The 26171-nt window shown below is 64.6% G+C and carries 28 protein-coding genes; 14 read left to right on the forward strand and 14 right to left on the reverse strand.

The annotated features are described in order from the left end of the window. Positions 1 to 241 precede the first annotated feature (241 nt). Positions 242 to 841, forward strand: coding sequence for a Spy/CpxP family protein refolding chaperone (locus FHR95_RS04470; RefSeq protein ID WP_183313524.1), 600 nt, complete (start codon positions 242 to 244; stop codon positions 839 to 841). Positions 842 to 889: 48 nt separating this feature from the next. Here the strand turns inward: FHR95_RS04470 and FHR95_RS04475 are convergent, their stop codons facing one another. Continuing rightward, complete coding sequence (locus tag FHR95_RS04475) at positions 890 to 1621, reverse strand: aspartate racemase/maleate isomerase family protein (protein ID WP_183313525.1); 732 nt, start codon at positions 1619 to 1621, stop codon at positions 890 to 892. Positions 1622 to 1750: 129 nt separating this feature from the next. Next, positions 1751 to 2032 (reverse strand): DUF503 domain-containing protein, encoded by a 282-nt coding sequence (locus FHR95_RS04480; protein ID WP_040187351.1) that lies wholly within the window; start codon positions 2030 to 2032, stop codon positions 1751 to 1753. 132 nt (positions 2033 to 2164) lie between these two features. On the opposite strand from FHR95_RS04480, the gene FHR95_RS04485 reads away from it, so the two are divergent. From FHR95_RS04485 to FHR95_RS04495, 3 genes are all read left to right on the forward strand, one after another. Then, entirely contained in the window at positions 2165 to 2830 is a 666-nt protein-coding gene (locus FHR95_RS04485; protein WP_183313526.1) for a glutathione S-transferase family protein, read from the forward strand. Positions 2831 to 2910: 80 nt separating this feature from the next. After that, positions 2911 to 3300: a gamma-glutamylcyclotransferase family protein gene (locus FHR95_RS04490; protein WP_183313527.1), complete on the forward strand. Its 390-nt coding sequence runs from the start codon at positions 2911 to 2913 to the stop codon at positions 3298 to 3300. A gap of 22 nt (positions 3301 to 3322) precedes the next feature. After that, the gene (locus FHR95_RS04495; RefSeq protein WP_040187353.1) at positions 3323 to 3646 is read left to right on the forward strand and encodes a hypothetical protein; all 324 of its coding nucleotides are present in this window, start codon (positions 3323 to 3325) and stop codon (positions 3644 to 3646) included. A gap of 57 nt (positions 3647 to 3703) precedes the next feature. Here the strand turns inward: FHR95_RS04495 and FHR95_RS04500 are convergent, their stop codons facing one another. The 9 genes from FHR95_RS04500 to FHR95_RS04540 form a co-directional block, all read right to left on the reverse strand. Further along, complete coding sequence (locus FHR95_RS04500) at positions 3704 to 5023, reverse strand: carboxypeptidase-like regulatory domain-containing protein (protein ID WP_183313528.1); 1320 nt, start codon at positions 5021 to 5023, stop codon at positions 3704 to 3706. Positions 5024 to 5144: 121 nt separating this feature from the next. Then, on the reverse strand, positions 5145 to 5603 hold the full coding sequence (locus FHR95_RS04505) for a hypothetical protein (RefSeq protein WP_183313529.1): 459 nt from the start codon (positions 5601 to 5603) through the stop codon (positions 5145 to 5147). 12 nt (positions 5604 to 5615) lie between these two features. Beyond that, on the reverse strand, positions 5616 to 5969 hold the full coding sequence (locus tag FHR95_RS04510; protein WP_183313530.1) for a hypothetical protein: 354 nt from the start codon (positions 5967 to 5969) through the stop codon (positions 5616 to 5618). Between the two features lie 33 nt (positions 5970 to 6002). After that, the gene (locus FHR95_RS04515) at positions 6003 to 6641 is read right to left on the reverse strand and encodes a hypothetical protein (protein ID WP_183313531.1); all 639 of its coding nucleotides are present in this window, start codon (positions 6639 to 6641) and stop codon (positions 6003 to 6005) included. Next, positions 6638 to 7780 carry an HNH endonuclease gene (locus FHR95_RS17335; RefSeq protein WP_183313532.1) on the reverse strand — a complete coding sequence of 381 codons (1143 nt, stop codon included), beginning with the start codon at positions 7778 to 7780 and terminating at the stop codon, positions 6638 to 6640. The genes FHR95_RS04515 and FHR95_RS17335 overlap by 4 nt, the downstream gene beginning before the upstream one ends. 44 nt (positions 7781 to 7824) lie before the next feature. Then, positions 7825 to 10239, reverse strand: coding sequence for an EcoAI/FtnUII family type I restriction enzme subunit R (gene hsdR, locus FHR95_RS04525; RefSeq protein ID WP_183313533.1), 2415 nt, complete (start codon positions 10237 to 10239; stop codon positions 7825 to 7827). Between the two features lie 117 nt (positions 10240 to 10356). After that, positions 10357 to 11364 (reverse strand): virulence RhuM family protein/type II toxin-antitoxin system death-on-curing family toxin, encoded by a 1008-nt coding sequence (locus FHR95_RS04530; RefSeq protein ID WP_183313534.1) that lies wholly within the window; start codon positions 11362 to 11364, stop codon positions 10357 to 10359. Continuing rightward, positions 11361 to 12605 carry a restriction endonuclease subunit S gene (locus FHR95_RS04535; protein WP_183313535.1) on the reverse strand — a complete coding sequence of 415 codons (1245 nt, stop codon included), beginning with the start codon at positions 12603 to 12605 and terminating at the stop codon, positions 11361 to 11363. Before FHR95_RS04535 ends, FHR95_RS04530 begins: the two co-directional genes overlap by 4 nt. Continuing rightward, a complete protein-coding gene (locus FHR95_RS04540; RefSeq protein ID WP_183313536.1) occupies positions 12602 to 14074 on the reverse strand; it encodes a class I SAM-dependent DNA methyltransferase in 1473 nt (490 codons plus the stop codon). Before FHR95_RS04540 ends, FHR95_RS04535 begins: the two co-directional genes overlap by 4 nt. Before the next feature lie 382 nt (positions 14075 to 14456). On the opposite strand from FHR95_RS04540, the gene FHR95_RS04545 reads away from it, so the two are divergent. The 8 genes from FHR95_RS04545 (at position 14457) to FHR95_RS04575 (ending at position 20496) form a co-directional block, all read left to right on the forward strand. Beyond that, on the forward strand, positions 14457 to 14864 hold the full coding sequence (locus tag FHR95_RS04545; protein ID WP_183313537.1) for a hypothetical protein: 408 nt from the start codon (positions 14457 to 14459) through the stop codon (positions 14862 to 14864). A gap of 205 nt (positions 14865 to 15069) precedes the next feature. After that, positions 15070 to 15348: a peptidylprolyl isomerase gene (locus tag FHR95_RS04550; protein ID WP_040187362.1), complete on the forward strand. Its 279-nt coding sequence runs from the start codon at positions 15070 to 15072 to the stop codon at positions 15346 to 15348. 129 nt (positions 15349 to 15477) lie between these two features. Further along, on the forward strand, positions 15478 to 15684 hold the full coding sequence (locus FHR95_RS04555) for a DUF6494 family protein (protein WP_040187363.1): 207 nt from the start codon (positions 15478 to 15480) through the stop codon (positions 15682 to 15684). A 7-nt stretch (positions 15685 to 15691) separates the two neighbouring features. Beyond that, complete coding sequence (locus FHR95_RS04560) at positions 15692 to 16615, forward strand: ABC transporter ATP-binding protein (RefSeq protein ID WP_183313737.1); 924 nt, start codon at positions 15692 to 15694, stop codon at positions 16613 to 16615. Positions 16616 to 16617: 2 nt separating this feature from the next. Beyond that, positions 16618 to 17388: an ABC transporter permease gene (locus tag FHR95_RS04565; protein WP_040187366.1), complete on the forward strand. Its 771-nt coding sequence runs from the start codon at positions 16618 to 16620 to the stop codon at positions 17386 to 17388. A 126-nt stretch (positions 17389 to 17514) separates the two neighbouring features. Beyond that, positions 17515 to 18204, forward strand: coding sequence for a vWA domain-containing protein (locus FHR95_RS17015; RefSeq protein ID WP_221199212.1), 690 nt, complete (start codon positions 17515 to 17517; stop codon positions 18202 to 18204). Positions 18205 to 18398: 194 nt separating this feature from the next. Then, on the forward strand, positions 18399 to 19247 hold the full coding sequence (locus FHR95_RS17020; RefSeq protein WP_221199213.1) for a hypothetical protein: 849 nt from the start codon (positions 18399 to 18401) through the stop codon (positions 19245 to 19247). A 241-nt stretch (positions 19248 to 19488) separates the two neighbouring features. Continuing rightward, positions 19489 to 20496, forward strand: coding sequence for a nucleoid-associated protein (locus FHR95_RS04575; RefSeq protein WP_040187369.1), 1008 nt, complete (start codon positions 19489 to 19491; stop codon positions 20494 to 20496). Positions 20497 to 20518: 22 nt separating this feature from the next. On the opposite strand, the gene FHR95_RS04580 is transcribed toward FHR95_RS04575, so the two are convergent. Then, positions 20519 to 21121, reverse strand: a complete 603-nt coding sequence (locus FHR95_RS04580; RefSeq protein ID WP_183313538.1) for a nucleotidyltransferase family protein — start codon at positions 21119 to 21121, stop codon at positions 20519 to 20521. Further along, complete coding sequence (locus FHR95_RS04585) at positions 21111 to 22097, reverse strand: XdhC family protein (RefSeq protein WP_183313539.1); 987 nt, start codon at positions 22095 to 22097, stop codon at positions 21111 to 21113. The genes FHR95_RS04580 and FHR95_RS04585 overlap by 11 nt, the downstream gene beginning before the upstream one ends. A 447-nt stretch (positions 22098 to 22544) precedes the next feature. Here FHR95_RS04585 and FHR95_RS04590 point away from each other — a divergent pair, with 447 nt between their 5' ends. Beyond that, a complete protein-coding gene (locus FHR95_RS04590; RefSeq protein WP_183313540.1) occupies positions 22545 to 23858 on the forward strand; it encodes a GGDEF domain-containing protein in 1314 nt (437 codons plus the stop codon). Here FHR95_RS04590 and trxC read toward each other — a convergent pair. Further along, positions 23773 to 24210, reverse strand: coding sequence for a thioredoxin TrxC (gene trxC, locus FHR95_RS04595; RefSeq protein ID WP_183313541.1), 438 nt, complete (start codon positions 24208 to 24210; stop codon positions 23773 to 23775). The genes FHR95_RS04590 and trxC overlap by 86 nt on opposite strands. A gap of 157 nt (positions 24211 to 24367) precedes the next feature. On the opposite strand from trxC, the gene FHR95_RS04600 reads away from it, so the two are divergent. After that, complete coding sequence (locus FHR95_RS04600) at positions 24368 to 26167, forward strand: ABC transporter transmembrane domain-containing protein (RefSeq protein ID WP_183313542.1); 1800 nt, start codon at positions 24368 to 24370, stop codon at positions 26165 to 26167. Positions 26168 to 26171: the final 4 nt, after the last annotated feature.

Below are 26171 nucleotides of genomic sequence, written 5' to 3' on the forward strand. Positions count from 1 at the left end.
CGGGCCATCGGGCTCCAGCCGGGCCCTGCCCCTCAGGATGGCCATCCCGCCGGATGGGTGCAATGCATGAGCGAGGCAGCGAGTAACGGGCCGTATCGCTTGTCGTCAGGACAATTGACGCGCGTCAAGGGGCAGCGCGCCTTACGAACTACGCTGAAGAGGAGTTAATGCCGAGAACACGGCGCTACCTGGCGCAGGCAAGACGCTGCGCCGACAACGTTGGTACCCAAGGAGTGACGTCATGAATCTTCGCACGCGGTCGCAGGCCATCGCGCTGGCCCTGATGCTGGGGGCCGCTGCCAGCGGCACCGCCCTCGCCCAGGGCATGATGGGCCAGGGGTATGGCCAGATGGGTCCCGGCATGATGGGGCCCGGGTTCGGGCAAGGCTATGGCCACATGGGGCCCGGCATGATGGGACCCGGGTTCGGGCAAGGCTATGGCCACATGGGGCCCGGCATGATGGGACCCGGGTTCGGGCAGGGCTATGGCCACATGGGGCCCGGCATGATGAGACCCGGGTTTGGGCAAGGCTATGGCTACATGGGCCTGCAGCAGCTATTCGACGAAGAGCAGCGCAATGCGGCACGGGAGCTGATGCAGGAGCACCGTCCCGCCCAGTTCGAGCGCATGAATCGAATCATGGAGTTGCGCGAGGAGATGTTCTCGCTGATGCAACAGGAGCGCCCCGATCCCGACGAGGTGAAAGCGCTGCATGCTCGCATGGCCGACGTGCATGGCGAGATGATGGCCGAGCAGCTGCGTCTGCGTAACCAACTTCAGGACCTGCTCACCGACGAACAGCGACAAAGGCTGCGCGATGCCATGCCGTATAATCGGTAACGTGGCGGCGGCGCGCGAATGACGCGCGCCACTGCGTGCCAGCGGGCCTCAGGGGATCGTGGCCAGCGGGCCGAGCAGGCTTTGCGGCAATCGGGTGCCGCTCAGCCGACGTAGCCCTGCCCACAGGGTCACCTGATTGGCGGTAAGCAGTTCCCGGCCGACCTCGCGGCTCAGGGCCTCGCGCAGGAACAGCGAGTTGACCGCGGTGTCGGGTATCAGCAGCGGACGCGAGGAGTCGGGATAACGGGCGCAGAAGCGACGCACTTCGGTGCCGATATCGGCCCGATGGGAATCAGCGGCATAGGGGCAGTCAAGTGCCTTGTCGTTGACCACGCAGACACCACCTTCACGCAGAAAGCTCGCCAGCCGCAGGGTCACCTCGTCCGGATAGGGGCTGAGCAGGTCCACCCGATCATGACCGAGCGCAGCCAGCGCCTCCTGGAAGGCCAGCGCGGTGCTGGTGACCGGCACACCCAGCCGCGCTGCCAGGGCTGCACTCTGTGCCCGGGCCCACTCGAGCCCGCCGATGAAGCTGGCACTGGTGCAGGCCCATACCACGGCCTCGGCGCCGTCCTGCTCCACCAGCGCCTGGCCGACCGGCGCCAGCCGCTCCACCTCGCCCAGCCTCAGTAGCGCTGCCAGCGCGTGGTGGCCGTCGCTCGGCACCTTGCCCATGCGGATCGGCGGCAGCCCGGGCGCCTCGTCACTGAGGCTATACCACTCGTAATCATCGGGTCCGTCATCGGGCAGCAGGATACCGAGGCAGGGTTGTGGCGACATACGATGATCTCCCGATCTGGCGGTAGATATTTGACGAGTCACGTTTGCACGCGGGACACGTTCCGACCTCAGGCTATCGCAGCACCTCCGGCGTCTGGCAATGCCCCTTAGGGGGCACGACGTTCGTGCTCACAGGTATTCGCGCGTGGCCTCCATCACGCGGCCGTCGACGGTGCGCTGCAGCTTGTCCTCGATATCGCTGCACAGCGACGCCACCTCGCGTGAGGAGGCAGCGGCCACCACGAAACTCCATTCGCTGGCCTCGTGGCGATCCCGGTCGCCGCTCTCGCAGACCGCGATCGACGGATGGCGCCCGAAGCGCTCGTGCAGCCCGCCCATGCGCTGGCGCTTCTCCTTCAGCGAACGACAGCCCGGCAGAGCAATCTTGATGGTGAGGACGGCGATATCCATGAGCTCTCCTTTCACGACGAGGGCGCTGGGGATGCCCCCGATCCAATACGCGCCTACCCAGGCTGCAGGCAGCATAGTAGCCTTTGCCCATGGCCTGCCCCGACGTAGATCAATATCCGCTCAGGAGACCCCATGATTCAGCTCCATCACTGCGTCAGCGCCCGCTCCTTCCGTCCCCTCTGGATGCTCGAGGAACTGGGGCTTCCCTATGAGTTGACCCTTCATGACTTTCCACCACGCGTCCACGATGACGCCTTCCTGGCCATCAATCCGCTGGGTACGGTACCCGCCTTTATCGATGGCGAGGTATGCATGACCGAATCGGCGGCCATCTGCCAATACCTGGCCGAGCGTCACCCCGAGGCCGGCCTGGACGTGGCCAGCGACGAGCCCGCCTATGGCGACTATCTCAACTTCCTGCACTTCGGCGAGGCAACCCTGACCTTTCCGCAAACCCTGGTGCTGCGCTATAGCCAGTTCGAACCCGAGGCGCGCCGCCAACCCCAGGTCGTGGAGGACTACAGTCGCTGGTTCCTCTCGCGACTGCGGACCCTGGAGCCACGGCTGGAAACACGGCACTGGCTTTGCGCCGAGCGCTTCACCGCCGCCGACGTCTCGGTTGGCTATGCGCTGCTGCTGGCCAGCTACCTGGGGCTGGACGAACGCTTCAAGCCGCATGTGCGCGACTACTGGGCTCGCCTGCAGGCCCGCGAGGGCTTCCAGCCTGCCCTGCAGGCGCAGCAAGCCGCCGCCGAGGATCAGGGCATCTCGCCCACGGCCTCCATGGAGGGCCGCTGAGCCTGAAGGTGGGCATGGCACCCGGCCCGGCGCCGACGGTATCCTTGGTAGACCCGACAGCGTTCTGGAGCCGGCCCCCCATGCACACGCCTCCCCTCGCCATCCATCGCACGCCCCTGGTCGCCGTGTACGGCACCCTCAAGCGCGGGCTGCGCAACCACCACTGGCTGGAAGGCGCCGACTTCGTGGGAGCGGATATCCTCACCTCGGCCACGCTCTACGATCTCGGGCCCTATCCCGCGGCCAAGCCCCAGGCATCGAAGGGCATCGAGGTGGAGGTCTTCGAGGTCAGCGCCCGGCTGCTGGCCGGGCTGGATCGGCTCGAGGACTACCGGGTGCGGACGCCCAAGCACGGCGACTTCGAGCGGGTGATCCGTGCTACCGCCTTCGGCCCCGCCTGGCTTTACCTCTATAATCATGACGTGGCCGGCTGCCCGGTGATTCGCCAAGGGGGCTGGCGGCCCCGCTAGCCTCACCACCCAGGAGACGGCCATGGTCCGCTTCATCTTTTATCTTGCCGTACTGGCCGGCCTGGCCTACGGCGGGCTCTACTTCTACTACGGCGTGGAGATCAATCGGGCCCTCGACCAGCGGCTGGACGACCTCGGCCTTACTGCTGTGGAAGTCAGGCGTGTCGACTTCGCCCCCATGGCACCGCTGACCAGCGACAGCCGCGTCACTGCCGAGGTGACCTACGGCGGTGCCGAGGCGAGCCTCGACATTCGCGTCATCGGTCATCCGGTATTCTCCGAACAGACCCGCCTGGAACTCGACAGCCTGCAGGCCCTGCGGCTGACCATCGGCGCCGGCGGCTGAGCCGCGGACCAGCAGGCAGCCACCGTTACCCCGCGCCACCGGAGCAGATTGGCCGGCTCACTTCGCGGGCAGACAGCCGTCGGGACTCGCCCCAGCGGGCAACTCGCGAAGGCGAACCTCCAGGTCGTGGCGCCGGTAGTCAGTATCGAAGGCCATCACCTCGACGACGGTGTCATCGCGCCGGCTGACCAGCCTCGGCGCCGAATGGTACACGAACCGTTCGCCATCCACGGTCAGCTGCAGGCGCGGCAGGTCCTCCTCGTCGTACACCAGGCGCAGCGACGCGAAGCGCCACGTCAACGGCGCATCCACGGCGCAGCTCGGCAGGTCCAGCGGCGTGCCCGGCTCAAGCTCGAGGTTCTGCCGCTCGAGTACCCTGCCCTCAACGTCGGTTACCGTCAGCCGGTAGGCACGCGGGCCCATAAGGGGGGCACCCTCCTCGGGCAGGCTCGCCAGCAGCGCGGCGCGCACCGGCGCCACCGGAAACAGCGGCGGCTGATAAGGCAGCGTCTTGCCGGGGCCGAGACGGTAGACGAAGCGCAGCGAAAGCAGCCGCTCGCTGATGGCATCCAGCCCCGGCACGGAACCCGACATCGCAGTCACCGCGCCGGGTTCCCAGGCGAGCTTGGCGTAGCGATCCTGCGAGGTACTTAGGAAGAGCGTGCCGGGGGTAGCGTCCAGCGTCAGCCGGTCTGCGACAGGCGGCTCGGGGGAGGCATCCACATAGCGCAGCAGGTAGTCATAGGAAGGATGGGCAATCCCCTGCGCCTCGGCCGGCAGGAAGAACAGCCCGCCACCCTCGGCAACGCCAAGGGTGGCACGGAAGGGCTCGCGCTGCATGGCCACGGGATAGAGATCGACCCTTGCCAGATCGCGTGTCGGGGCGTGATCGATGAAGGACCAGCCGAAGGGATCGCCTGCCAGGTCCCAGCCCAAATAGGCAATACCGCCGGGCAGGCGCTCGTCGCGGTTGGCCACCGTCTGCAGGGTAAGCCGTGCGCTGGGGGCCACGTAACCCGCATCGAGGCTCTGGAAGCCTTCAGACTCGACCCGCAATTGGCCAGAGCCCCTGCCAAGCAGCCATGCTGGCCCGGGCATGGGTACCTTAAAGCGCCCGTCGGCATCGGTTGTCGCGGTTGCCGAATAGCGCTTGTCCCAGACCAGCTGGCGATCCGGGCCGCTCAGACCCCAGCCGTGGCGACTCAGGGTCACGGTGGCGCCGGCCACCGGCGCATCACTGTGGTACTCGACCAGTTGTCCCGACACAGGGGGCGGTGTCAGCCGCCACAGCACCAGCCACACCGCCAGTACAAGCCCCGACGCCACTGCGCCCGAGACCACGACCCACCGCCAACGGCGCCTGGAATTCTCGCTCATGCTCCCCCTCCCCTCCTCGCCCTTGGCAGCGTAGCACCCGTGGCATGGACCAGATGTTGCTGCGCTCGACAAGGGATGAGTGGGAGTGACGGCGAACGGCGGTTCTGAGGGCAAGGGCAGCCTACCGATCCAGCCCCCAGTACCTGATCCGGCGGTAGAGCGCGGCGATGGCGCCACTGCCCAGCATCATGCCAAGGCCCGCCACCACCACGAACAGGGCGTCGTAGGCGACGGCACCCGCACCCGTGTAGGCCGCCACCAGCATGCCGACGTGACGCACCACCAGGTATACGCCGATCAGGAACGTGCCGGCCCGCACCAGGTCGTCGTCCGCAATACGCGCGCCCGTCTCGGTATCGCCATGCAGCCTCTCCGCCAGGCGGCCGGCGAAACACCACAGCAGCACGCCGCCAAGCATGGGCACGCCCACCGTTGCCAGATAGACCAGCAATAATTTGCCGACCTCGGGCTCCGCGGCATTGGGTCCCAACAGCGCCAGCGCCGGTACCACCGCGAACAGTGTCTTCAGGAAGAGATAAAGCCCGAGCAGGCGGATCAGCAGGATGGAGAAGGGCTTCATGGTGGCTCCGTGTCAGTCCTCCGCCTCGTCGTCCTCGATGGGCGTGCCCAGCGTATCCACTAGCATGCTGTGGCACTCGACATCGAACCACTCGTCGAAGCGCTTCAGGGTGCGCTTCGGCCACAGCGTGGGGTCGGTGTACCAGCCCTCCAGTTCCGACTCGAACAGGCCGCGCCAGTTGGCCTTGATCCACCGCCTGACCTCCTCCGGCGAATCCGCCACCTCGTCGCTGACCAGATAGACGGTCAGATCGCTGTTGACCTCTGCCAGGGTAACGCTGCTGCCACCCGGCGAGGGATCGGCGTCGTTGATCCACTGCACGGCCGGAGCCTTGTAGCGCAGCAGCAGGGCGGAGCGGTTGAGCATGGAGCACTCCTCTATCGATGGCGGCTCTGAAGTTCAGGTTGAAGGAGGGGTGATGGAACGATGAACGCCCGGCCTGAAGCCAGCCTGCAACGCCCTCACGGTGGACTTCGGCGTCAGCACATCTACCACAGTCCTTGAACCGCAAGGCTCTGCCTGCTGGTAGCCCTCGAAGGTCCAGCTCCAGTGATTGCCATCCCAGACGAGATACGCCTGACCATCATGCTCAAAGATGGCACCATCCGGCAGTGCTGCAACCGGACTCTGCCAGGTCACCTTTCGCCGTCGAGCTATCCGCTCGTGGTGCAGCTGCCTATCCATCTCGGGCATGCGCACAGCATCCGGGTCATCAGGTCGGTTGGCCAGGGCCCAATGGCGCTTGAACTCGAGGGCCCGCTCTCGCTGGCACTCCTGACAGGGTCGATGGCCCGCTGCAAGCGCCGTTGCCTCGTCGAGAAAGAAGAGCTCCGTGTATTTACCAGGACTCATCAGCTCCCTGCTCTGGCCCTTGAACTCCAGCACACAGATGATCCAGCGCTGCACGGAGTGGGTCTTGACCACATTCTTCTCGGCATCATGAAGGGTGCCGCGGTTTCCCATCAGGGTGCCGCGTGCCGGAGATGACAAGATCTGACCAAACGGATCGACTCGGTTTTGTAGTGGCATCGGCTTCACTCACCCTCTTTGCCCGCGGCCTTAAAGACATGCTCACGATGGTGCTGAAGATATTGGCAATGCTCGGGGGTGATTCTCGACAGCTTCAAGCCAGCATCGACACCCAGGCTGGCAGCATCTTCGGGGCTGAGCGCATCGGAGATGATGATGGATCGGTCATCCGCGAAGGTGATGTAACCGGCATCGAAACAGGCATCCAGGGTAGGTGACAACAGCAGGCCGTTGCTGGGATCCAGGCGTTCATCGTTGTCACATCTCGCCCACGGCTTGATATGAGACGCCACCAGTAGGCTGGTATTTGCACAGCTTGTGACGGCACACGCATTACCCCAATCCGCCAGCAGGCTCTTTCGGAAGACACCCTGGCCAATGCGGGACCTGACGATTGACTCCCTTTCTGTCTTCTCGCGACGGCCGAAGTCGCTCACGCTCCGTTCAAGGTCAACTTCCTGGCTCAGCTGTGCCACCAGCATCCAGACGAAGGAGTGGGCATCTAGCAACCTGACCGAGTTGCTCAGCCGCCCTTCCAGCAACAGCCGAACCTGGTTGATCGCATCGAGAAACCCGATGTAGTTTTCCCATGAGCATTTGGCAGTGGTCTTGATATCCACGCCCAGCAGTTCGAACGCTCTGTCAAAGCTTGTTGTCGCGATGGGAAGGTAACGGCTCGAGTCCTTGAGGAACATGAGGTAGGCGAGAAGCGAGTATTTCCTGCCAAGAAGTCTCACCAGCTCATCAAAGCATGCGCCATCCCTATCCTGCCTGTAGAGGTTGTAGAGTGTGCGCTCCACCCCCTCCAGCAGCGCCTTATCATCCAGAGCAAGATGGAGTCCGTGGTGGGGGCGTTGTTCATCTCCAAAGCGTGCCTGCCAGGGCACGGTATTGTTGCCTGAAAGCTCTATGGCCGAAATGACGTTGCCAACGATCTTTCCACTGCCGATATCCGATTCTTTCCATGACTCAACATCCAGCTTCCCTCTCCCTTCGAAATGGAGTTCCTGCTTGTAGCCCTCCTCCCTCTTGAGATACGCGTTATCCTGAAACCCTGTAAACTTCTGGCCCGACTTTTGCTCCACGAAGTCGGAGAAAAGCCCGAAAAGAAACTCGAATCGGTACGGATCGACCTGTATTCCCTGCACGGTTCAACCTCCCTGGTTACCTGGCTCGTTCTTGTTGTCTTGCTTCATGCCTTATGGGATTCATACAGCCTCGCCTGGAACCCGATGAAGACGTCACGGATATTCTCGACGCTGCCGAGCTCGGCGATGGCGTCGGTGGGTGTCTGGTACTTCAGCTGGATCAGGTCCGGTAGCTTGTGCTGGGCGAGTTCGCCGACACCGTTCTGGACGTAGTGGTCCAGGATAAAGCTCAGGAACTCTCGCTGGCGGTAGTCGTACTCCGCGAAAAGCTGGCGGCGGTGGCTGGCGACCCGCTCCTCGCGACTGATCGGCGGTAGCGCGAAGGCGATGTAGGCCAGCACGTCGAAGAGATCGCTGTTCTCGGCATCCACCAGGCGTGCGATATCACGCAGCTGCTCGCCGCCGTAGCCCTTCTCGGCCAGGCGTTCCAGCAGCCCTTGGCGGGTATCCGGCCGGCTCCATAGCGCGCGCAGGGTTGCCTCGTCCTGGAACAGCGCCGGCAGGTCGCCGTAGAGCCGGCGGATGAAGTCGGCGGCGCTGATCGGCGTGCCATCCGGGCTCCAGAAGCTGGTCGCACTCATGTGCTGCAGTTGCCGGACCTTGCCCGGCGCCAGCTCGATCTCCACCACCGGCCTGCCGCCCTCGCCGCCGCACTGGCAGGGCGACTCGCCACACACCGGGCAGGGCTCCGGCGGTTCCTTCTCACAGGTGCAGGGGCGGTTGCCACATGCCTCGCAGAGGGCCGGCGGCGAGACCACGCAGACGCAGGGAGTCTCGCCGCAGCGGCCACAGGGCTCGGGCGCCATGGGCTCGCCATCCCACTCCGGGTCATTGAAGTGCTCGTAGGCGCGCACGAAGTCGAGGATGGTGAAGTGGTCCTTGCCGTCGAACAGGCGCGTGCCGCGACCGATGATCTGCTTGAACTCGATCATCGAGTTCACCGGGCGCATCAGCACGATGTTGCGGATGTTGCGTGCGTCCACGCCGGTGGAGAGCTTCTGCGAGGTGGTCAGGATGGTGGGAATCGTCTTCTCGTTGTCCTGGAAGCGGCGCAGGAAGCGCTCGCCCTCTGCCCCGTCATCGGCCGTCACGCGCACGCAGTAGTTGGGGTCGGGGTGCGTCTTGGCCTGGTTGATCAGGTCGCGCACCGCCAGGGCGTGTTCCTGGTTGGCGCAGAACACCAGCGTCTTCTCGCGCGGGTCGATCATCTCCATGAACACCTGCACCCGATACTGCTCGCGCGCCTTGATCCTGATCAGGCGGTTGAAGTCGGCCTCGGTATAGCGCCTGCCCTGCTCCACCTCGCCCTGCACCACCTCGTCATCCGGGGTGTAGACGTAGTCGTCCAGGGTGGTGGCGATCTGGCGCACCTTGAACGGCGTCAGGAAGCCGTCGTTGATGCCCTCCTTCAGCGAGTAGACGTAGGCCGGCTCGCCGAAGTAGGCGTAGGTGTCGGTATTGGTGGTGCGCTTGGGGGTGGCGGTCAGGCCGAGCTGCACCGCCGGCGAGAAGTACTCGAGGATGGCGCGCCAGCTGCTCTCGTCGTTGGCGCCGCCGCGGTGGCATTCGTCGATGATGATCAGGTCGAAGAAGTCCGGCGGGTAGTCGCCGAAGCTGGGCGCCGGATTGCCCTCCGCATCGCGGCCGCTCATGAAGGTCTGGAAGATGGTGAAGAAGAGGTTGCCGTTCTTGGGCACCCTGCCCTGCTTGCGGATCGCATCGGGGGCAATGCGCACCAGGGCATCCTCGGGGAAGGCGGAGAAGCTGTTGTAGGCCTGGTCGGCGAGGATGTTGCGGTCGGCCAGGAAGAGGATGCGCGGTCGGACGCGAGTGTCATCATCACCCTGCCAGGCCGCCAGGTTCCAGCGGCTGTGGAACAGTTTCCAGGCGAGCTGGAAGGCGATGGCGGTCTTGCCGGTGCCGGTGGCCAGCGTCAGCAGCACGCGCTGGCGGCCGGCGGCGATCGCCTCCAGCGCCTGGTTGATGGCGTTGTGCTGGTAGTAGCGCGCCTGCCACTGGCCGCCGTTGTCGTGGAAGGGGACCTCGCCGAAGCTCTCGCGCCAGGCGTTGGGCTCGGGGAAGCTCTCGGCCCACAGCGCCTGGGGCGAGGGGTAGCCGGCGACCGGGCCTTCCTCACCGGTGTGCATGTCGACCCGGTAGAGGCCCACCCCGTTGGTGGCATAGGCGAAGCGGGCCTGCAGCCGTTCGGCGTAGCGCTTGGCCTGGGCCAGGCCCTCGGTGACGGGAAGGTCGCGCTTCTTGGCCTCGATCACCGCCAGCTTCTGGCCCTGGTAGAAGAGCACGTAGTCGGCGATGTCGCCGCGGGTGCGCTGCCCCGCGCCCTGCAGCCGCCCCAGGGTGATGACCTCGCGCCGAACCCGGCTGCTCTCCACCAGGCCCCAGCCGGCCTCCTTCAGGGCGGGGTCGATCAGCTCGGCGCGGGTATCGGCCTCGTTCATCGGTCATCCTTGTCCGGTCGGTGCGCGATCAGGGGCCTGGCGGCTCGGTAACACTTCACAACATATGGGTTTCTACCGGTCAAAGCCAGTTTCAGCCTTTTCGGGAGCGGTGGTCCGTCAGGCGTCTGCCGGGCTGGCCAGCATGTTCATGATCAGCCGGACCATGGTCTCCTTGTTGGCGGGATCGGACTCGGCGATCAGCAGCGTCAGGGCGGCGAGGCCCACGTCATTGACCACCACCTCGCCGTGGGCATCGAGCAGGCGGTCGTTGCGATGTAGGAAGTCGACGAAAAGGTATGCGGCGCTGCGCTTGTTGCCATCGGCGAAGGGGTGGTTCTTGACCACGAAGTAGAGCAGGTGCGCGGCCTTGGCCTCAACCGAGGGATAGGCCGGCTCGCCGAATACCGTCTGGTCGAGGTTGCCGAGCAGCGCATCGAGGCCGTCGCCCCGCTCGCGGGCGAACAGCTCGGTGGCTTCGCCCTTGGCGATCAGCTCGGCCTTGAGCGAGGCCAGCGCGGCTCGGGCCTCCTCCAGCGTCGGCAACCGGCCGCCGGCCTCGGCGCGGGGTTCTGTGAGCAGGCCCTCGTCGTAGCGCTGCAGCAGCAGGAAGGTCTGGGCGTAGCGGGTGACGATATCCACCAGGCCGCGGCCGCTCGACGCATCCAGCGCCGGGCTGCCGGCGGTCTTGCGCACCAGGGCCATGGCGGCTTCCAACTCGCGGGCGTTCTCCTCGAAGCGCTGGCGGTTCAGCGTCCAGCCCTGCGTCAGATGCTCGCGCAACACCCGAGTGGCCCACTGGCGGAACTGCACGGCGCGCCGGGAGTTGACACGATAGCCCACCGAGATAATGGCATCGAGGTTGTAAAGCTCGATTTGGCGGCGAACCTGCCTGGCACCTTCTTCTTGAACTGTTGCATTTTTTGCAACTGTTGCCCGGCGCTCCAGCTCGCCTTCCTTGTAGATATTACGCAAGTGACGAGAAATCACGGACTTATCGCGACCGAAGACCTCGGAGAGCTGCTGCAGGCTCAGCCAGACGGTCTCGTGTTCAGCATCCAGCCGCACCTCGACCGCCTGGCCGGCCTCCTGGTAGATGACGATGGGGGCCTGGCTCTCGGACCTCATGCCGTCGCCTCCTCTACCGCCGCCTCGGCCTCCCTGGCCGTCAGCTCGCTGGAGAAGGCCTTTTGCAGCAGGGACTGCTTGAGTTCGGCAAGAGCGGTGAGTTTGTGCTGGTAGATGGCCTCAAGCTCCTGGGTCCTTGCACTCATTTCATCCAGCCGCCCGCATATTGTCTTCTGGGTATCAAGACTTGGAAATGCCAAGCGAATATTTTTAAGTGACTTATAGTATATAGCCGACACATTTGTTGTGCCGCTCTTCATGTTTTCCAGCTGCTTCTTTACTTTTGGCGAATGAAAAAGATAGGCAGCGAAATTGGGAGAAATCTCCTCCACAAACCTAATCCTCATAATATTATTATTAAACAACACTGGCTCTTTCTTTTCGATATCATACAGACAGCTTTTCCCGACGAGCTCATAACTATTTCGAGTACTAAACAACAGATCACCTTTTTTAAGGCTATATTTTTCAACCTCTGACTGCTTGGCTTCAACGCGAACTATATTCTTACTGTCAAAATAATTGTTAGGCGTTATGTTGTCCATTTTAACGTAACTATACTCTAAACTATCGCCTTGCTCCTTTCGGTTTCTGACAAGTCCAATTTGTGTTGAAGATGCTATCTCTTCCAGCCTCCTTTCAACCCATACATCACCCCGCTGACTGAACACCGAACTCAGATAACTCTCGAACATCTCGCGGGCGTTGGCGAGGTTCTTTTCGGTATTGGCGACGACCGTATCGATTCCCTCAAAGGCCTCATCAAGGGTGGCGACGATGTTTTTCTGTTCGGGGAGGGAGGGCAAATCGACAAGGATGCTTTTAAATTTTGACTTATTCACAATTGAAACAGTAGTCCCAGATGCCAGCCTGTGTAGTTGGTCACTAAAATGAGGGGCTTGCACAAGATAAAAAACGAACTCGGGAAATGCTTTGCCGGCATTCGGCTTGATCGAATTTATTTGCTGATTAGTCGCGAGTTCAACTTTGGAGATCCCAATTTTCCCCAAATTTCCAATACATGAAACAAGCACAGAACCTACAGGTAGAATTCGAGACGCAGCAGCCCCCTCCTCGCTAAGAAAATCTTCACCCGACTGGACTCCGGCTCCCGTCAACTCAGGGGGCTTTACGAGAGGCATATAGCTTCCATACATCTCTTTCTTAGCTTTGGGAGGCGTTCCACCAGTTACTATTTCAAAGAAATCTCCCAACTGCCCGGTTTGCCAATCAGCCCTCATAATATCCCCCGAATCCCTTCCAGGATCTCCTCGGCCTCGCGGTCCAGCGTCTCAATCTCGTTGATGATCACCTCGGGGTCGCGTAGCGGGGCTTCCTCGACTTTGTTGGGGTTCTTCACCGAGAGATCGAAGGTGTCGCGGTCCAGGTCGTCGACGCTGACCTTCCAGGAATTGTCGGAGTCGGCAAAGCTGGCCTGAAGCGTGACGAACTCGGCCAGGTCGTCGTCATTGAGCGGGTTGGTCTTGCCCAGGCTGCGGCCGGGGTCGAGCTGGTAGTACCAGATATCGCGGGTGGGGGCGCCCTTCTCGAAGAACAGCACCACCGTCTTCACGCCGGCGCCGAGGAAGGTGCCCCCGGGGCAGTCGAGCACAGTGTGCAGGTTGCAGCTCTCCAGCAGTTCCTGGCGCAGCGCCTTGGAGGCGTTGTCGGCGTTCGAGAGGAAGGTGTTCTTGATCACCACCGCGGCGCGGCCGCCGGCCTTCAGGCGCTTGATGAAGTGCTGCAGGAAGAGGAAGGCGGTCTCGCCGGTCTTGATCGGGAAGTTCTGCTGGACCTCCTTGCGCTCCTTGCCGCCGAAGGGCGGGTTGGCGAGGATCACGTCGAAGCGGTCTTTCTCCTGCAGGTCGGCGAGGTTCTCGGTCAGGGTGTTGGTGTGCACCAGGTTGGGCGCCTCGATGCCATGGAGGATCATGTTCATGATGCCGATGACGTACGGCAGGCTCTTCTTCTCCTTGCCGAAGAAGGTGTGGTTCTGCAGGGTGTCGAGCTGCTCGGTAGTGAGACGCCGCGGCTCGTCGCTATTGATGCCATAGCGCAGGTAGTCGTGAGCCTCGCAGAGGAAGCCCGCCGACCCCGCCGCGCCGTCATAGAGGCGCTCGCCGATCCTGGGGCCGATCACCCGGATCATGGCGCGGATCAGCGGGCGCGGGGTGTAGTACTCGCCGCCGTTGCGCCCGGCGTTGCCCATGTTCTTGATCTTGGCTTCATACAGGTGCGAGAGCTCGTGCTTCTCGGCCTGGGAGCGGAACTGCAGGTTGTCGACCAGCTCCAGGGCATCGCGCAGGCTGTAGCCGCTCTGGAACTTGTTGCGCACCTCGCCGAAGATCTCGCCAATCTTGTACTCGATGGTATCCGGCCCGCTGGCGCGTTCGCGGAAGCCCTGCAGGTAGGGGAAGAGCTCGCGATTGACGAAATCCAGCAGGTCGTCGCCGGTCAGGGCGCGGTCGCGATCCAGGTTGCCGTCGCGGTCGCGGGGGGCGGCCCAGGTGGACCACTGGTAGGGCGTGTCGATGATGAAGTCGAAGGACTTGCCAGCCAGGGTGGCGTTGATGGCGCGGCTCTGCTCCAGGTCGTCCAAATACTTGAGGAACAGCAGCCAAGAGGTCTGCTCGGTGTAGTCCAGCTCGGTGGCGCAACCGGCCTCTTTCCACAGCACATCGTCGATGTTCTTGAAGGTCTGCTCGAACATGGGGGTTCGCGGGTCCTTGCGATGAGAATCGTGGGGGCAATGCTACGCCGCGGCGTCGGGAGGCGCCAACTGCTGGTGAAGGAGAATATCGCGCTGCAAGCAGTGCTCCTACGAGACAGTATCGCGCTACAGCAGCGCTCCCACGAAGACCTGCCGAGTGCCCGGGGTGAGTGTCGAGTCGGGGCTTCGCGCTGCGAGCAGCGCTCCCACGAAGATCCGCTATGAATAGGGCCACGCAGGGCAGGACCGGATAGAGCAGGCAGCCTGATTTGCCTCTCCAGCACCCAGGCTCAGAAAAAACCGATTCTTGCGAAAACATGTGAACCGAAATCTGACGAGCGACGACATAGGGGAGAACCAACCACAGAACGGAACCACCACAATGAAAACATTCAACTTCAAAGCCCACGCAACGGCAGTTCTGTCTTCCATGCTCCTGCTGGGTGTGTCCCTGTCCAGCCACGCCCTCTCACCCCAGGCAGCCATGGAACAGGGACTGATGGACGAACCTAGGACGGAGTACAGAATAGAGTGCATGGACGGCACCATATTTTTAACCTTCCACCCGACTTCAACCATCTGTGATGGACATGGCGGTATAAACGCTTCCGGCGGTGGCGGGATTGGCGGAGGCAAAGGGGATGCGGGCACTGTCATCGGCGTCGATAACAACCCCGCCGGTCTTCGGACGAACAACAACCCGATCGGGGTCCAAGCCGATAAAGCACGCCTTCGTACAGCACCGTCACAGGATTACAATTCCAGCCGTTCCAATAAACCCAGCGAGTGATCTCCCCGCTCATCACAGCCCCGGCCACCGCGCCGGGCTTTATGTTTGTGCAGGCAGCGCGTGCTCTCGAACGGCTCCGGGTGCCAACAGTGAGCGCCGCTGGGGAGTCGCGAACCCGCGTTCGCCCCGCGAAAAACCGACGGATGGCATGCTATGCTCGCGAGTACATCAACCGGCCCTTGTGCCGAACATCGAGGAGAGCAACATGGCTCAGGCAAGCGCACGTCATATCCTGGTGGACAGCGAAGCGAAGTGTAACGAACTCAAGGCCGAGATCGAGGGCGGTCGCGACTTCGCCGAGGTTGCCCGCGAGCACTCCTCCTGCCCGTCCGGCAAGCAGGGCGGCGAGCTTGGCACCTTCGGCCCGGGCCAGATGGTGCCGGAATTCGACAAGGCGGTGTTCGAGGGCGACGTCGGCAAGGTGCAGGGCCCGGTCAAGACCCAGTTCGGCTACCATCTGCTGGAGGTCACCGAGCGTAGCTGAACGCGCGTCGCGCCCTGATCAACGCCGTGCATGGCTGCCATGCACGGCTTTTTCTTGTACAACCCCTGTATCATCCGGCCAGTCGCGCTAGGATGGAGCCATCAGCCATCACCAGAAAAGGAGCAGTACATGAACGACGAGGCCTTTCAACACAGCATTCGCAAGCTGCTGAAGAACGTCGGCGTCACCACCCAGCAGGAGATCGAGAAGGCGGTGGAGCAGGCGCTGGCCGATGGGCACCTCAAGGGTAACGAGCGACTGCCGGCACGGGTGACCGTGGAAGTGGATGGTCTGAGCCTGGCGCTTAACTTCGACGGAGACATCACCCTTGAGTGATGCACCGATGATACAGGTCGAGGAACTCTCGAAGACCTTCGGCGATGGCTTCAAGGCGCTGGTGGATGTCGACCTGACCATTCAGCGAGGCGAGATCTTCGCCCTGCTCGGCCCCAACGGCGCCGGCAAGACGACCCTGATCAGCGTGATCTGCGGGCTGGTCAACGCGAGCCGCGGCCGGGTACTGGTGGATGGCCACGACATCGTCCGTGACTACCGCGCCGCCCGTTCCTTGATCGGTCTGGTCCCCCAGGAGCTGACCAACGAGGCCTTCACCACGGTGTGGGACACGGTGAGCTTCAGCCGCGGACTGTTCGGCCAGCCGAAGGACCCGGCGCACATCGAGAAGGTGCTGCGCTCGCTGACGCTGTGGGACAAGCGTAACAGCCGCCTGCTGGAGCTCTCCGGTGGCATGAAGCGCCGGGTGCTGATCGCCAAGGCGCTCTCCCATGAGCCCCAGGTGCTGTTCCTTGATGAGCCCACCGCCGGCGTGGACGTCGAATTGCGCCGCGAGATGTGGGAGGTGGTACGCGGGCTGCGCGATCAGGGGGTGACCATCATCCTCACCACCCACTACATCGAGGAGGCCGAGGAGATGGCCGACCGCATCGGCGTGATTCGCCGCGGGGAGATCGTGCTGGTGGAGAACACCCACAAGCTGATGCGCAAGCTCGGCAGCAAGGAGCTGACGTTGCATCTGCAGGAACCACTGGAGGCCGTGCCGGAATCATTGGCTGGCCATGGCCTGACGCTCGCCGACGAGGGCCATGCGCTGGTCTACAGCTACGACGCGGCGCGCCAGGAAGGGGGCTCGACGATTTCGGGTCTGCTGGCCGATCTCGAGGCGGTGGGGCTGAGGGTCAAGGACCTGCATACCCGCCAGAGTTCACTGGAGGATATCTTCGTCAGCCTGGTCCAGGAGCGTCAGTAAGCATGAAGCGTTTCAACCTGCAATCCGTCAAGACCCTGTACCTGGCCGAGATGGCCCGCAGCCTGCGCACCGTGCTGCAGAGCATCGTCTCGCCGGTGATCTCCACGTCGCTCTACTTCGTGGTGTTCGGGGCGGCCATCGGCACCCGCATAAGCGAAGTGAACGGGGTGAGCTACGGGGCCTTCATCGTGCCGGGCCTGATTATGCTGATGCTGCTGACCCAGAGCGTCTCCAACGCCTCCTTCGGCATCTTCTTTCCGCGCTTCTCGGGCTCGATCTACGAGATCCTCTCGGCGCCGATGTCCTATGTCGAGGTGGTACTGGGCTATGTGGGCGCGGCGGCGACCAAGTCGCTGATCCTTGGCGCCATCGTGCTGGTCACGGCGCGCCTCTTCGTGCCCTACTCCATCGACCACCCGTTGATGATGGCGGTGTTCCTGGTGCTCACCGCGGTGACCTTCAGCCTGCTAGGCTTCATCATCGGCATCTGGGCCGACGGCTTCGAAAAGCTGCAGCTGGTGCCACTGCTGGTGATCACCCCGCTGACCTTCCTGGGCGGCACCTTCTACTCGATCGACATGCTACCGCCCTTTTGGCAGGCGGTGACCCTGGCCAATCCGGTGGTCTACCTGATCAGTGGCTTCCGCTGGAGCTTCTACGGCATCAGCGACGTCAGCCCGCTGATCAGCCTGGGCGTGATCCTGCTGTTCCTGGCCGCGGCGCTCGCGGTGGTCGGCTGGATCTTCCGCAGCGGCTACCGGCTGAAGCCGTAGCGCCAGGTGGCGCAGCAGGGGGCTGATGAGCAACGGGCTTGTCGGCCCCCGTCGAAATGAAGGGGGCACCCTCGGGCTGCTGTTGGCTATGCTGTGCGTTGTCGCAACGCAATCTGGAGGTGCTGTATGGCCCGCTCGAGCCGGCCCTTAACCCTGTTGCCCGCCGCGCTGCTGCTGGGCGCAACCCCTGCCATGGCCGAGCGCGTTGGTGTCATGGTGCTCGATGCCTCGGGCTCGATGTGGAACCGCGTCGAAGGCGATGTCACGCGGATCGAAGTGGCCCGCGAGGTGATCGATGAGTACCTGCAGGGTCGCGACCCCGAGGTCCCCCTGAGCGTGCTGGCCTATGGCCACAACCGTCGGGGCGACTGCGGCGATATCGAGGTCATCGCCGCCATGGAGCGCCAGGACGCGGCGACCCTCGCGAGCCGGATACGGGCCCTGAACCCCCAAGGCATGACACCCATCGCCGAGAGCTTGCGTCTGGCCGCCGAGCAGATCCCGCGTACCGCCGAAGCCGCGGACATCATCCTGGTGACCGACGGACTCGAGACCTGCGACGGCGACCCCTGCGCCGCGGCGGCACGTCTGGCCGAGCAGGGGCTGGCGATTCGGGCCCATGTGGTCGGCTTCGGACTGACCGACAGCGAGATCCAGCAGCTCTCCTGCGTGACGGAGCAGACGGGCGGAGAACTCTTCCAGACTCACTCCGGCGCCGAGCTGGCTAGCGCGCTGAACCAGGTCGAGCAGGTCGCCGCCGCCTCCGTTGCGGAACCTGAGCCCGAACCAGAACCCGAGCCGCCGGCGCCGAGCTGACCGCTCCCGCTGAGGCGCCGGCGGGCTCGGTGATCGAGGTCTAGTGGACGGGACCCGACGATGACAAGGACTACGTCACCATCGTCGAAGCCGGCGCGCCCGAGGGCAGCTACACCGACTACACCCGCACCAGCCGGGGCTCGCCGCTGACCCTCACCGCGCCGGATGCGCTGGGTAACCACGAGATTCGCTATGTGCTCCAGCAGTCCGGGCGCACCCTGGCCTCTCAGCCCATCACGCTCCTCCCGGTGTCCGCCAGCGTCACCGCCCCCGAGGAGGCCGTCGCGGGTTCGGTGATTGAGGTGGAGTGGGAGGGCCCCGACAACCCCAAGGATTACATCACCATCGTCGAGGCCGGTGCCCCTGAGGGCAGCTACACCGACTACACCCGCACCAGCCGGGGCTCGCCGCTGACCCTCACCGCCCCGGATGCGCTGGGCAACTTCGAGATCCGCTACGTGCTCCAGCAGTCCGGACGCACGCTGGCCACTCAGCCCATCCGCCTGACACCCGCCACGGCGCAATTGATGGTCAACGCACCCATCGTGCCAAGCGGCGAATTCCAGGTGGAGTGGACGGGGCCCGATAACCCCAAGGATTACATCACCATCGTCGAGGCCGGGGCGCCCGAGGGCAGCTACACCGACTACGTGCGGACCAGTAGAGGCTCACCGATCACCCTCGAGGCCCCGCAAGAGCCCGGCGACTACGAGGTCCGCTACGTGATCCAGCAATCGGGAAGGACACTCGCCAGCCTGCCGGTCAGCGTGGGGGCCGGCGAGGTCAGCCTGGCCCTCGAGGGAACCCCCGAGGCCGGCGGCGTCGTCACGGTGAACTGGCAGGGACCGGGGCGCTACGAGGATTTCATCCAGATCGTGGCCGCCGATGCCCCCGAGGATGCCGACGCCATACGCGAGGCACGCGCCAGCCAGGGCAGTCCCCTGCAGCTGTTCGCACCGGCATCACCCGGGCCCTATGAGCTGCGTTACAAGGCCAGCGACAGCGGTGAGGTGCTGGCACGCCTCCCCTTCAGTGTGGAATAGCGTACTGCAAGGAGCGGCAAGGTGACGACGGCAAGGCAAAAGCCTCGCCGCTTTTCGACTGCGACAAGTGTGCTCCTATCATTCAGCGTCGTGGCATCAACTTCCGACAGCATTGCCAGTAGGAATTTGGTCAGACTCAGGCCTGGCCCCTGAGCCGCCCTGTTCGCCGGGGAGCGCTACTACCGGTCGTTTGCCACGGCGCGTATCATGCGCCCTCTCGTCCATCACCGCGGGAGGCCACATGCCGATCCTCAACGCCATCGTTCATCGCATCGCAGACGCCGCCGGCGAGGCGTCGATGAGCCTGGTGCCCGCCACGGCGGCACTGCCCGTTTCCTCGGCCCTGGACGACCTGCTGGCGGGCGTCAACGATGCCTTCAATGCCAAGCCCAAGGCCTGGGGTCATTTCGCCGAGACCACGCCCGAGGGCGAGGTGAGTTCTCCCCTTGCCAGCGAACTGGGCGACTATCTCGACGGGGGCCGCGACTTCGTTCGCTTTTCCCGCGACCTGGCGGCTCGCATCGCCGACCTGGTCAGTGCACACCTCTCGCTTTCCGGTGACCTGCTGGTGCTTGACCACCAGGTGGGCGACAACCGCTATCTCAGCCTCGCGCTGCTGCACCACCGCCAGGGCTTCGGCATCGATGACCAACTGGCCGTGGTGCCGGTGCGCCAGCTGAACCTGACGCAGATGAGCCTGGCGGCACGCATCAACATCAGCCAATGGCAGGCCGGCGACGCAAAACCGTACCTCTCCTGGACTCACGACCGCGGCGGCAAGAAGATGGCCGAGGGATTTGCCGCGCTGGTCGGCGCCGAGGAGAGCGTCGACGCCAGCGGCGAGACCCGCACCCTGCTCAAGGCCTTCAGCGATTACGTGGAGCAGGAGGGCCTGCCGGAGGAGGCCAGCCGCGAGAAGACCGATGCACTGATCGACTACGCCAGCGACCAGGTTCGACGCGGCGAGCCGATGACCCTGGAGGCCCTCTCGGAAGTGCTCGATGAGCAACAGCCGAAGGCCTTCTACGACCATATCCGCAACGCCGACTACGGCCTTTCGCCGGAGATTCCGCCGGACCGGAAGACCCTCAACCAGTTTCGTCGCTTCACCGGCCGCGCCGGCGGGGTATCGATCAGCTTCGACTCCCACCTGCTCGGCTCCAGCGTGGAGTACGACGAGGACCAGGACCGGCTGATCATCAAGCAGGTGCCCAAGCAACTACGCGAGCAGCTCACGCGTCAGGGCTGAGACTGGCTCATCCGGCGTGGGCTCATCCCTCGAGGGCCGCAAGCGACTCGTCGGTGTCGATATCCAGATGGATGCCGGGATCAGTGACCGCCAGGGTGCACAGGCATGCCGGATAGCGGCGCAGGATCGGCGAGCCGCCGGTATCGCCCTCGAGCGTTTCCAGCGCTGGCCAGAAGTCGCGGCCAAACAGCACCGGATGCCCCGGCCGACCGTCCTGGCTGGGGCGCAGGATGCACTCTGGCGCGGCAGCATCACGCAACCGCCTGAGGGTAGCCGGGGTGATAGCGGGCATGTCGCCGAGCAGTACCGCCGCCGCCCGTGCATTCGAAAGCCTGGGGTCGCGCCCCAACGCCACGAAGGCGTCGGCCAGACTGGCGCCCAGCCCCGCCTCACCGTGAGGCGCCCGAATGAGGCGCAGTGCCGGGTCAACAAGGCCCAGCGCCACCGGGTCATCCGCCTCGCGCAACACCACCCGGACATCCGCAAACGCCTGCCTGGCCAGCGCGCAGCTGCTCGCCAGCAGGGAGCGACCGTCAGGCAGCACGGCAAGACGCTTGTCGGTGTCGCCGAAGCGCCGCGAGCGTCCGGCCGCCATCACCAGCGCCACCACGTGCTCAGAGGGCATCGCGGGGGCGACCACGCTGCACGCGGACGATATCGGCCATCACCGCCAGGGCGATCTCTGCCGGTGTCTTGCTGCCCAGGGCCAGGCCGATGGGCATGCGGATGCGCTCGAGCGCCGTCTCGTCCAGCCCTCCCGACCGTCGCAACCGCTCGGCCCGGGCCTTAGAGGTGCGCTGCGAGCCCATCACGCCGATGTAGAAGGCCGGGGTGCGCACCGCCTCGATCATCGCCAGGTCGTCGATACGCGGGTCGTGGGTCAGCGCCACCACCGCGGTGGCGGCGTGGCAGGCACCCGAGGCGATGAACTGCGAGGGCAACACGGACTGCACTTCCACACCGGGAACCGCGAAGCCGGCGCGAGCCTCCTGGCGCGGGTCGCAGACGATGACCTCGAAGCCGAGACCGCGTGCGATATCGGCGCAGGCCTGACTCACCGGCGAGATGCCGGCGATGATCAGTCGGGCTGCCGGACCGATGCGCAGGCGCCATTCGCGACCTTCGGCGTCCTGCTCGACCCGCGCGCCCAGGCCGCTGTCCTCGCTCAGGTAGACCCGGCCACCGTCGCGGACCACATGGCGCACCAGCGGCCGGCGGCCCATCAGGCTGGCGTGAAGCACCTCGAGATGCACCAGGGTGGCAGGGTCGGGGTGCAGTCGTTCCACCAGCACGTCGAGGATACCGCCACAGGGCAGGCTCACCCTGGGCCGGCCCGGTTGTTCATCGTCGCCATCCCCGTAGCGGATCTCGCTGAGCGGGGCTTCGAAGGCGCCGTCACGCAGCCGCTCGAGGAAATCCTCCTCCACGCAGCCGCCGGATAACGAACCGACATGGGAGCCGTCACCCCGGGCGGCGAGCAGCGAGCCCGGCTCCCGCGGCGAGGAGCCGAAGGTTGCCAGCACGCTGCACAGCCATACCGGCTCGCCCGCCCTCGCCCATGCCAGCGCCTGCTCGATGACCTGCAGGTCCAGGTGCTGCATGCTCAACTCGCCAGCTGCTTGCCGATCGGCAGGCGCCGGATGCGCTGGCCGTTGCTCATCAGCTTGACCATCCCTCTCTCCTCCTCGTTGCCTCGCTCAGTAATGACTCACTGTAGCAAAGCGAGAGGACCGAGAAGTACATGCCCCCTGCTAACGCGACGCCGACGACGCTCGCAAGTGATTAACCCGCCGAGAGAAGCTGGGCGCCGAGGCAGAATAAACGCTGAGTCCCCCTCTAATACGTGACTCACACTTGCGCTGTAAGCGATCACTTACACACTTCGTAAGCCTGCTGTGACAATTGCGCAAGGTAGCTGGCGGGATGGGCAAATTGTCGCCATGCTTCCCCCGTATCACAGCCGTCCGAACACGCCACAGACGACAGAACATTCACGCAATCACCCACTCAAGGGAGGCGGAATGCCGCCGCCCCTGAAGGAAGAACCAATGGCAACCAACGCAGGGGATAGCAACGACCTGAATTGGCGCGGCGAATTTCGGGACGCCAACCGGGAGGCCCTGTTTCGTCGGACCATGCAGGCCCATGACGCCTGCCAGCTGCGTCACGCCCTGGTGATAGCCGCCGGACTCTTCCTCGCCTTCAGTCTGACCGACTTCAGCCTGCTCGGCTCGAGCCCTGCCTTCATGGTGCTTCTTGGCATGCGTGCCACTGTCGCTACGACCTTACTATTGCTGGCGCTATGGGTATGGCGACGCCCCTCTCTGGCCCAGGCACCGCTGCCGATCAACTTGGTCTGCCTGTTGGCCGTCAGTGGCCTGCTGCTTACCATCCCCTTTCGGCCGGAAGGCACCTTGACCAACCTCGCCTCGACCGTGGCCGCCAGCATGGCCCTCTATCTCTTCGTTCCCAACCGGCTACCCTGGATGCTGATCAGCAACGCCTACCTGATCGGCGGCTTCCTTATTGCGATGGTCATATGGTCACCACTGCCTGGCGGAGTCATGGTAAACAGCCTGATGCTGCTCGGCTTCGTTAATCTGCTGTGCTGGCTGACGGTTTCCCGGATTCATCGGCTACAACGCGCCCAATTCGGAAGCTTGCTGGAGGAGCGCTCGAACAACCGCCTGCTGAAGAATGAGATCGAGAAGCGTACCCAGCTGGAGCAGGGCCTGCGCCATATGGCCAGGACCGACGAGCTAACGGGGATCACCAACCGCCGGCGCTTCTTCGAGCTCGCCGAGCAGGAGCGCCGCCGGGCTCACCGTGACGGCACGCCGCTATCGCTGTGTATGGTGGATATCGACTACTTCAAGGCCATCAATGACGTCCACGGTCATGCCATCGGTGACCTGGCGCTGACGGTTGTTGCCGCCCGCTGCCAGTCGGCACTGCGCGAAAGCGACATCATTGGCCGCTACGGTGGCGAGGAGTTCGTCATCGCCCTCCCCCTGGCCAACCTGATCACTGCCAGGGAGGTTGCCGAACGTCTACGTGAGGCCGTGAGTCTCCGTCCTCTGGAGGTCAACGGTGTGACACTGGACCTGACGGTCACGGTGGGCATCAGTCGGGTCGACGATGGCGAGACCAGCATCGATCCGGGCCTGCTGCGCGCCGATCGTGCCCTCTATGCCGGCAAGGAGGGAGGACGCAACTGTGTGGTAGCCACGCCCCACGGCCCCGAATTGGTTCTGCTGGAAGGCGTACCGGCCACTCTCACGCCAGGTGCGGTTCGAGCCACTGCTTCAGCTGCGGCCCCTGCAGCAGTCCCGGCTGGCGGGCCACTTCCCGACCGTTCCTGAAAACGATCAGGGTGGGAATGCTGCGGATGCCGAAACGCGCCGCCAACGCCTGCTCTGCCTCGGTATCCAGCTTGGCGAAACGCATGCGGGGCTCGAGCTCGCGGGCCAGCTCGGCGAAAATCGGCGCCATCATCTTGCAGGGCCCGCACCAGCTGGCCCAGAAATCCACCACTACCGGCAGCTCACTGCGCTCGACCAGGGTAGGGAAGTTGGCTGAGGTCAATGCCACCGGCTCGCCGCTGAACAGCGGCTGTTTGCACTTGCCGCACGTCGGCCCATGGTCGAGGCGTGTGCGGACGACACGATTGAGGGCACCGCACCGGGGGCAGCCCAGGGTCAGGGATTCGGCCATCTCGCTCTCCATCGGGAAGGAATTTTCTGCACTATGCTGGCCCCCGACCCCACCATCAAGCGGCATGGCGTCGCAGACGCTCCTGCTCGGCCATGCAGCGGCCTCGCGGTGCTGCTATCGTCGCGGCAACACCCGCCGACGATGCCGCCGAGACCCCATGGCCCGACAACCCGACCCCCGCGTGCTGCTGCGCCTGCTGACCCTGCTCCGTCCCTACCGCTGGCGCCTGGTGGGGGCGTCACTCGCTCTGCTCGCCGCGGCCGCCAGCGTGCTGCTGCTCGGCCAGGGACTGCGCCTGGCCATCGACCAGGGGTTCCTGGCCGAGGATCGCACGCGACTCAATCAGGCTATCGGCCTGTTGCTCGTCGTGGTAGCGGGACTGGCAGTGGCCTCGGCGCTGCGTTACTACCTGGTCACCTGGATCGGCGAGCGTCTCGCCGCGGATCTGCGTCGCCAGGTCTTCGACCACCTTCTGGAGCTCGAGCCTGGCTTCTTCGAGAGCAGTGCCGGAGAGAGCGGCGGCGCCGGAGAGATCACATCACGACTGACGGCCGACACCAGCGTCCTGCAGAGTCTGTTCGGCTCCTCGATCTCGCTGGCCCTGCGCAACTTGCTGATGCTGGTCGGGTCGGTGGCGCTGATGCTGGTGACACAGCCGTGGCTCTCGGCCATCGTGCTGCTGGGCATCCCCGCTACGGTGCTGCCGATTCTCTGGCTCGGGCGTCGGGTACGTCGTCTCTCGCGTTTCAGCCAGGACCGGGTGGCCGAGCTCGGCCGCTATGCCGGGGAGGCCCTGGCCGGCATCCGCACCGTCCAGGCCTTCAGCCATCAACGCCATGATCGCCGGGCCTATGGAGCACGCGTCGAGGAGGCCTTCGCCACCGCCGTGGCCCGAACCCGCCAGCGCGCCTGGCTGACCGGTATCGCCATGCTGGCGGTCTTCGCCGCCGTCGGCGTGATGCTCTGGCAGGGCGGTCAGGCGGTGCTGGCCGGCAGCATGACCGCCGGCGAGCTTTCGGCGTTCGTCTTCTATGCCGTGCTGGCCGCGGGTGCCGTGGCGACGCTGGCCGAGGTGGCAGGCGACGTACAGCGCGCGGCGGGGGCCGCAGAGCGGCTGCTGGAGCTGCTCGACACCCGCCCGAGCATTGTCCCGCCGGCCAACCCGGCGCCGCTGCCGGAACCGCTTTCCGGCGAGATTTGCCTGGAGCGGGTGAGCTTCACCTACCCGGGGCGCACGATACCGGCGCTGGATGAGGTCGACCTGACGATTCGCCCCGGCGAGCGCGTCGCCCTGGTGGGCCCTTCTGGCGCCGGCAAGAGCACCCTGCTTTCGCTGCTGCTGCGTTTCCATGACCCCGATACCGGCGCGCTGCGCCTCGATGGAATCGACCTGCGTGACCTGGCCCCCGACGCACTGCGCTCGGCGCTGGGACTGGTGGCCCAGGAACCGGTGCTCTTCACCGGCAGCGTGGCCGAGAACCTGCGCTATGGCGATCCCGAGGCCGAGATCGACGACCTGCGAGAGGCCGCCCGGGACGCCAATGCCCTGGCCTTCATCGAGGCCCTGCCCGAGGGCTTCGACACCTCGCTCGGCCCCGGCGGCGTGCAGCTCTCCGGCGGGCAGCGCCAGCGCCTGGCGATTGCCCGGGCGCTGCTCAAGAAACCTCGCGTGCTACTGCTCGACGAGGCCACCAGTGCGCTGGACGCTGAGAGCGAGCGGCTGGTGCAGCAGGCCCTCGACCGACTGATGGTGGGCCGCACCAGCCTGGTCATCGCGCATCGCCTGGCCACCGTGGTCGCCGCCGACCGCCTGCTGGTGCTGGAAGACGGCCGGCTGGTGGCCGCAGGCCGCCACGCGGAGCTGATGCAAAGCAGCCCGCTGTATCGCCACCTGGCCGAGCTGCAGTTCGGGCGAGCGCCGTCGGACGGTACGCCTGAAGAGCCCGCTTTCCGCTGACACC

The organism is Halomonas fontilapidosi, assembly GCF_014192285.1.
Taxonomy (GTDB): domain Bacteria; phylum Pseudomonadota; class Gammaproteobacteria; order Pseudomonadales; family Halomonadaceae; genus Halomonas; species Halomonas fontilapidosi.